General features: G+C 62.5%; 9 protein-coding genes. 2 read left to right on the plus strand and 7 right to left on the minus strand.

Annotated features, from left to right (window positions below):
- Positions 1-48: 48 nt before the first annotated feature.
- The 7 genes from M0H32_RS24330 to hisB are packed head-to-tail and all read right to left on the minus strand — an operon-like array spanning position 49 to position 3,988.
- Positions 49-372: a phosphoribosyl-ATP diphosphatase gene (locus tag M0H32_RS24330; RefSeq protein WP_248158546.1), complete on the minus strand. Its 324-nt coding sequence runs from the start codon at positions 370-372 to the stop codon at positions 49-51.
- A 21-nt stretch (positions 373-393) separates the two neighbouring features.
- Positions 394-1,173 (minus strand): imidazole glycerol phosphate synthase subunit HisF, encoded by a 780-nt coding sequence (gene hisF, locus M0H32_RS24335; protein WP_248158549.1) that lies wholly within the window; start codon positions 1,171-1,173, stop codon positions 394-396.
- Positions 1,170-1,913: a 1-(5-phosphoribosyl)-5-[(5-phosphoribosylamino)methylideneamino]imidazole-4-carboxamide isomerase gene (gene hisA, locus M0H32_RS24340; RefSeq protein WP_248158551.1), complete on the minus strand. Its 744-nt coding sequence runs from the start codon at positions 1,911-1,913 to the stop codon at positions 1,170-1,172. The genes hisF and hisA overlap by 4 nt, the downstream gene beginning before the upstream one ends.
- 6 nt (positions 1,914-1,919) lie before the next feature.
- Positions 1,920-2,207 (minus strand): DUF1330 domain-containing protein, encoded by a 288-nt coding sequence (locus tag M0H32_RS24345; protein ID WP_248158554.1) that lies wholly within the window; start codon positions 2,205-2,207, stop codon positions 1,920-1,922.
- 23 nt (positions 2,208-2,230) lie between these two features.
- Entirely contained in the window at positions 2,231-2,884 is a 654-nt protein-coding gene (hisH, locus tag M0H32_RS24350; protein ID WP_248158566.1) for an imidazole glycerol phosphate synthase subunit HisH, read from the minus strand.
- On the minus strand, positions 2,881-3,381 hold the full coding sequence (locus tag M0H32_RS24355) for a DUF2628 domain-containing protein (RefSeq protein ID WP_248158568.1): 501 nt from the start codon (positions 3,379-3,381) through the stop codon (positions 2,881-2,883). The genes hisH and M0H32_RS24355 overlap by 4 nt, the downstream gene beginning before the upstream one ends.
- A gap of 13 nt (positions 3,382-3,394) precedes the next feature.
- Positions 3,395-3,988, minus strand: coding sequence for an imidazoleglycerol-phosphate dehydratase HisB (hisB, locus tag M0H32_RS24360; protein WP_248158571.1), 594 nt, complete (start codon positions 3,986-3,988; stop codon positions 3,395-3,397).
- A 327-nt stretch (positions 3,989-4,315) separates the two neighbouring features.
- Here hisB and M0H32_RS24365 point away from each other — a divergent pair, with 327 nt between their 5' ends.
- Both M0H32_RS24365 and pyrF read left to right on the plus strand, forming a co-directional pair.
- Positions 4,316-5,164, plus strand: a complete 849-nt coding sequence (locus M0H32_RS24365; RefSeq protein WP_248158574.1) for an SDR family NAD(P)-dependent oxidoreductase — start codon at positions 4,316-4,318, stop codon at positions 5,162-5,164.
- A 66-nt stretch (positions 5,165-5,230) separates the two neighbouring features.
- Positions 5,231-5,977, plus strand: a complete 747-nt coding sequence (pyrF, locus tag M0H32_RS24370) for an orotidine-5'-phosphate decarboxylase (protein WP_248158577.1) — start codon at positions 5,231-5,233, stop codon at positions 5,975-5,977.
- Positions 5,978-6,105: the final 128 nt, after the last annotated feature.

Here is a 6,105-nt window from a genome sequence, read left to right on the forward strand (position 1 = left end):
TCGCGCAGTCCCTGTTCGCCGGAACCCTTTATCGAGGAGTGGTGAAGATCACTCCTGCGGCCGGGACGCCTTTTCTTCCAGTCCGGTCTGTCCCGTGCGGCGGCTAAGCTCCTTCATAACATCCTGAAGAGGGACATTCGAGATATTGAGCACCACCAGCAAATGATAAAGCACATCGGCGGCCTCGGCCGTCAACTCTTCCCGGTCCCGTTGAACGGCGGCAATCGCCGCTTCAACCGCTTCTTCTCCCAGCTTCTGGGCGCATTTGGCGACGCCCTTGTTGACGAGCTTGCGCGTATAGGACGTTTCGTCGTCGCTGTTCGCACGCGCGGCAACAATGGCGTCGAGTTGTTCCAATGTGAAGTCGGTCATTCGGCTAGTCCCTTAACCCGGCTACGCGTCGAGACGCATCGGAACACCGGCGTCGTTCATGTGCTGCTTGGCCTCGTGAATGGTGTATTCGCCAAAATGGAAGATCGACGCCGCCAGAACCGCGGTGGCATGGCCGTCGCGGATGCCCTCAACCATATGATCCAGGGTGCCGACGCCGCCGGAAGCGATCACAGGTACCGGCACCGCATCGGCAATCGCCCGGGTCAGCGCGATATTGTAGCCGGACTTGGTGCCGTCCCGGTCCATGGAGGTCACCAGCAGTTCGCCGGCCCCGAGTTCGACGACCTTTTTCGCAAACGCGATGGCATCGATGCCGGTTGGATTGCGTCCGCCATGGGTGAAAATCTCGAATTTCTCCGGCGCGCCCGGCGCATTGACCTGCTTGGCGTCAATGGAAACCACGATGCATTGCGCGCCGAATTTTTCCGCCGCCTCACGCACGAAGTCCGGATTGGTGACGGCGGCAGTGTTGATCGAGACCTTGTCGGCGCCGGCGATCAGCAGCTTGCGGATGTCTTCGACGGTGCGCACGCCACCGCCGACGGTCACGGGCATGAAACAGGCCTCCGCCGTGCGCCGGACAACGTCGTAGATCGTGTCTCGGCCTTCGTGGCTGGCGGTGATGTCGAGGAAACAGAGCTCGTCGGCCCCGGCCGCGTCATAGGCCTTGGCGGCCTCTACCGGATCGCCGGCATCGACCAGGTCGACAAAGTTGACGCCCTTGACGACACGGCCGTCCTTCACGTCCAGGCAGGGAATGACACGGGCTTTGAGGGTCATGAGGCTTTCCTTCGCGCCGCCAGGATCAGGTCCATCGCTTCCGCCGGATCCAGACGTCCGTCGTAAAGCGCCCGGCCGGAAATCGCACCTTCGAGGATGGCGCAGTCCGGCTCCAGCAGGCGGTGGATGTCGTCGATCGAGGCAAGACCGCCGGAGGCGATCACAGGAATGGAGACCGATTTCGCAAGGTCCAGCGTCGACGGGATGTTGAGGCCCTTCAGGACGCCGTCACGGTCGATATCGGTGTAGATGATCGCCGACACCCCGGCATCCTCGAACTGTTTGGCCAGATCGACGGCCGTCAGTTCAGAGGTTTCCGCCCAGCCTTCGACGGCGACATAACCGCCCTTGGCGTCGATGCCGACGGCAACCTTGCCCGGAAACATGCGGCAAGCCTCTTTCACCAGCGCCGGATCGCGCACCGCCACCGTGCCGAGGATCACCCGGGAGATGCCTTTTGCAAGCCAGGTCTCGATATGCTCGAGCGTGCGGATCCCGCCGCCAAGCTGCACAGGGTTTTTCGTCGCCGCCAGAATGGCATCGACCGCCGCGCCGTTGACGCTCTCGCCGGCAAAGGCGCCGTTGAGATCGACCACATGCAGCCACTCGAAACCCTGGTCCTCGAAGGCTTTTGCCTGGGCGCCCGGGTCGTCGTTGAAGACGGTCGCCTGGTCCATGTCGCCCAGTTTCAGGCGCACGCACTGGCCATCCTTCAGGTCGATGGCGGGAAAGAGGATCATGACGTCTTAAATTCCTTCCACGATGACGATTTCGCCATCGGCAACTTGCTGTCGGATTTTGACCGCTTCCTGGTATTCGGGCGAATTGTAGCAATCGACCGCGTGCTGGAAGCTCGGAAACTCGATGATGACGTTGCGCGCCCGGCCCGGGCCCTCGATGGCGTTGGTCTTGCCGCCACGGGCCAGAAAGTTGGCGCCGAAGCGTTCGAACGCCGGTTTTGCGGTCTCGACATAGGCCGGGTAGCCGTCCGCATCGCGCACGTCGACGCGGGCAATCCAGTAACCTTTGCTCATTGGGTCCCTCCCAGGGTCGTTGTTCAAGGGGTCCAGTCCAGGAAATTGGCGATCAGCTCGAGACCGAGCCGCTGGCTTTTTTCCGGGTGGAACTGGGTGCCGATCATGTTGTCCCTGGCCACCATGGCCGTGAACGTGCCGGCATAGTCGAAGGTTGCCAGCCGGTCGGCGTCATGGGCGCAGGCAAAGTGGAAGGAGTGCACGAAATAGGCGTGCAAGCCGTCCGGACCGGTGTCGATGCCGCCGAACACCTTGTGGCTTTCGGGCGCCACATTGATCGTGTTCCAGCCCATATGCGGAATTTTCAGGCTCGGGTCGGCCGGGGTCATCGCGGCGACATCGCCGTCGATCCAGCCGAGGCCCTCGACCGTCTCGAATTCCAGGCCGCGCGAGGCCATCAGCTGCATGCCGACGCAGATGCCGAAAAACGGCTTGCCCTGCTTTTGAACCGTTTCCTCCAGCGCTTCCGGCATGCCTTCCACGGCCCAGAGGCCGCGTTTGCAGTCGGCAAAGGCGCCAACGCCGGGCAAAACGATGCGATCCGCCTTCAGCACCCGCTCGGGATCGGAGGTGACAATCACGTCCGGCACGTGGGCGTGGGCGCGGGCCGCGCGCTCGAACGCCTTCTCGGCCGAGCGCAGATTGCCCGAGCCGTAATCGATAATCGCAATGGTCATTGACGGTTCTCCGGGCCGAGGGTCAGGCCGACAACCTGTTCGCTGCCGATCCTCGGGACGATCGGGCTGGGGGCGGGGCGCCGGACCGACTGGCGCATGCGTTCGGGAGAGAGATGGTCGGCGGCCTTGTGCAGGAACCGCAGCTCGGCGGAGGCCTTGCTGTCGGCATCGACAATGCCGACGACGCGCCAGCCCTTTCGTTCCAGAGACCAGCGGCGCAGCGCCTGCGCCTCGAATGCAAACAGGATGGCGATGACAAAGGCAACCACGGCCATGGCCTCCTCGCTGACGGCAAGTGCCAGCAGCTCGACCACCAGCGTCACGGCGAGATAGCCGAGCAGAACCAGCCACATGCGGTGCACCAGCATCCAGATCAGCGAGAACAGGAAGGCAAGCGTCGAAAACCCGTCCGGAACGAATTCCAGCCGGTCGGTCTGGTTCGGATCGCCCGCGACATCGTCGAATTCGGGCGGTGCCATCACAACATAAGTGCTCATTGCAGGATCCTGCCTAACCGCCGAGCTGGCCCTTGGTCGTCGGTACCCGGTTCGCCTGGCGCGGATCGATCTCCACCGCCTTGCGCAGGGTCCGCGCGACCGCCTTGAAACAGGTCTCGGCAATATGATGGCAATTGGAGCCGTAAAGCGTGGCGATGTGAAGGGTGATTCCGGCATTCATGGCAAAGGCGCGGAAAAACTCCTCGAACAGCTCCGTGTCGAAGTCGCCGACCTTGTCGCGATCGAACGCCACGTCCCAGACCAGGAACGGCCGGCCGGAAACGTCGAGCGCGCAACGGGTCAGCGCCTCGTCCATGGCCAGATGGGTGTCGGCATAGCGGGTGATGCCCGCCATGTCGCCCAGGGCCTTGGAAATCGCCTGGCCGAGCGCGATGCCGGTGTCCTCGACCGTGTGGTGAAAATCGATGTGGGTGTCGCCGTCGGCGCGGATCTTCAGGTCGATCAGCGAATGGCGCGCCAGCTGCTCCAGCATATGGTCGAAGAACCCGACGCCGGTCGCAATGTCATAGGCGCCGGTGCCGTCCAGGTTGATCTCGACCGAAATGCGGGTTTCCTTGGTATCGCGCGATACACTCGCAGTGCGCATGGGCTGATGTCCTTGAAGTCATAAGAGGAGCCGGCGGTGTTGTAGCAGCCTGACACGGCTAAGAAAATAGCGACTTCGCCGCAGGATGGTACGGATTGACCGATAAGGAAGTTTTGCCAGGGCCGGACAATCAAATCATTTTTTTAAGCAGCCGCCTAAAACACCACGTCATCCTGAGGAGCCGCGTAACGGCGTCTCGAAGGATCGGCCTCAAACGCAGAGTGCGGGTGCCGATCCTTAGAGACGGATCTTGCGATCCTCCTCAGGATGAGGCTGTAGTGGAGGCAAGCGCGTTCAAACGGCAATTGCCATTCCCGGGAGACAGACATGTTCAAGGAAGCTGTTGCAGATGGCGGTGTTGCCGTCGTGACCGGCGCCGCCAGCGGCGTTGGCCTGGTTGCCGCCACACGGTTTGCCGAAGCCGGCCTCGGCGTGATCCTGGCGGATCTGCCGGGAGAAACGCTTGATGCGGCCGTCGAAACGGTCGGTCAGGCGGCCAAGGCGGGTGCTCTCATTCTGGCTGTCCCGACCGATGTCTCGGACAAGGCGCAGGTCGAAGCGCTCGCGGACAAGGCCTTCGCCAACGGCCCCGTCGCAGTGCTGATGAACAATGCCGGGATCAGCAGACCCACCAAGACCTGGGACAAGTTCGACAACTGGGCGCAGATGATGGATGTCAATTTCTTCGGTGTTCTCAGAGGGGTCCAGGCCTTCACACCGCGCATGATCGAGGCCGGGCGTCCGGCGGTGATCGTCAACACCGGCTCCAAGCAGGGCATCACCACACCGCCGGGCAATCCGGGATACAATGTCACCAAGGCAGCGGTGAAAGTGCTCAGCGAGCAGCTGGCCCATGAGCTGCGCGAAGAAGGCGCGCCGGTCTCCGTGCATCTGTTCGTGCCCGGCTTCACCTATACCGGCATGATCGCCAGCTTCATTCCGGAAAAGCCGGCCGCCGCCTGGACCAGCGAGCAGGCGGTCGATTATTTCATCGAACGCATGTCGGCGGGCGATTTCTATATTCTCTGCCCGGACAATGATGTCGACACCACCCGCGACAAGCGCCGCGCGGAATGGGCCATCGGCGACATTCTCGAGAACCGGCCGCCTCTGAGCCGTTGGCATGCGGACTACAAGGACGCGTTCGCGGAATTCGAAAAAACCGGCAAGAAGTAACTCTGGTGCGCTGGATTCCTTGGTGCTAGGAACGGGGCGCCTTCCCTTGCCGCAGGAGATACGCCGATGCCGATGAGCCCGTTCGCCCCGAAGACCGCCCTCGACCGCCTGATGCTGCCTGTTGATGTGCCCACGGTCGCTGAAGCCGAAAGGCTGGTGAAGCAGACCGAGGGCAAGATCGGGGTCTACAAGATTGGCATGGAGCTGCAATTTGCCGGCGGGCTGGAATTCGCCCGCGATCTGGCGCGCGACGGCAAGAAGATCTTTCTGGACGTCAAGCTGCACGACATCGACAACACTATCGAGAAGGCTGTCCGCAATGTCGCCAAGATGGGCATGACCTTCATGACCCTGCACGGTTATCCGAAAACCATGCGCGCGGCCGTGAAAGGCCTTCGCGAGGAAGGCAATCCGGATCTCTGTCTTCTTGGCGTGACCGTGCTGACCTCCATGGACGAACAGGACCTGATCGATGCCGGCTATCGCGGCCCGGTCGCCGATGTGGTCGAGGCACGGGCGAGGGATGCCCGCGCGGCCGGCATGGGCGGCATTGTCTGCGCGGCAACGGAATCCACCAAGATGCGCCGGATCCTGGGCGACGAGCTGGTGATCGTCACGCCGGGCATCCGCCCCGCCGGCAGCGCCGCTGGCGACCAGCGCCGGGTCATGACGCCGAAAGACGCCATCGAGGCCGGCAGCGATTATCTCGTCGTCGGCCGCCCGATCAGCCAGGCAGGCGATCCGGGTGCGGCGGCCGATGCGGTGGTGGCGGAAATTGAGGACGCGCTCAAGGACATGAGCCCGGCGGCCTGAATTCATTGCCCGACCTGAGACATAGGTGACAGAACGTTCCGGACACATAGGTAACACTTTCCGTTTTTCGGGAGGTGTAGATGCCGTGGCAAGAGGTGTCCAAAATGGAGGAACGTCTTCGTTTCGTC

This window comes from Roseibium sediminicola, assembly GCF_023156505.1.
Classification (GTDB): Bacteria; Pseudomonadota; Alphaproteobacteria; order Rhizobiales; family Stappiaceae; genus Roseibium; species Roseibium sediminicola.

Bases quoted from the DNA above. Each gene is read 5' to 3' on its own strand.
- hisH (WP_248158566.1), bottom strand. From the start codon at position 2,884: ATGACCATTGCGATTATCGATTACGGCTCGGGCAATCTGCGCTCGGCC.
- M0H32_RS24330 (WP_248158546.1), bottom strand. From the start codon at position 372: ATGACCGACTTCACATTGGAACAACTCGACGCCATTGTTGCCGCGCGT.
- hisA (WP_248158551.1), bottom strand. From the start codon at position 1,913: ATGATCCTCTTTCCCGCCATCGACCTGAAGGATGGCCAGTGCGTGCGC.
- hisB (WP_248158571.1), bottom strand. From the start codon at position 3,988: ATGCGCACTGCGAGTGTATCGCGCGATACCAAGGAAACCCGCATTTCG.
- M0H32_RS24355 (WP_248158568.1), bottom strand. From the start codon at position 3,381: ATGAGCACTTATGTTGTGATGGCACCGCCCGAATTCGACGATGTCGCG.
- M0H32_RS24365 (WP_248158574.1), top strand. From the start codon at position 4,316: ATGTTCAAGGAAGCTGTTGCAGATGGCGGTGTTGCCGTCGTGACCGGC.
- M0H32_RS24345 (WP_248158554.1), bottom strand. From the start codon at position 2,207: ATGAGCAAAGGTTACTGGATTGCCCGCGTCGACGTGCGCGATGCGGAC.
- pyrF (WP_248158577.1), top strand. From the start codon at position 5,231: ATGCCGATGAGCCCGTTCGCCCCGAAGACCGCCCTCGACCGCCTGATG.
- hisF (WP_248158549.1), bottom strand. From the start codon at position 1,173: ATGACCCTCAAAGCCCGTGTCATTCCCTGCCTGGACGTGAAGGACGGC.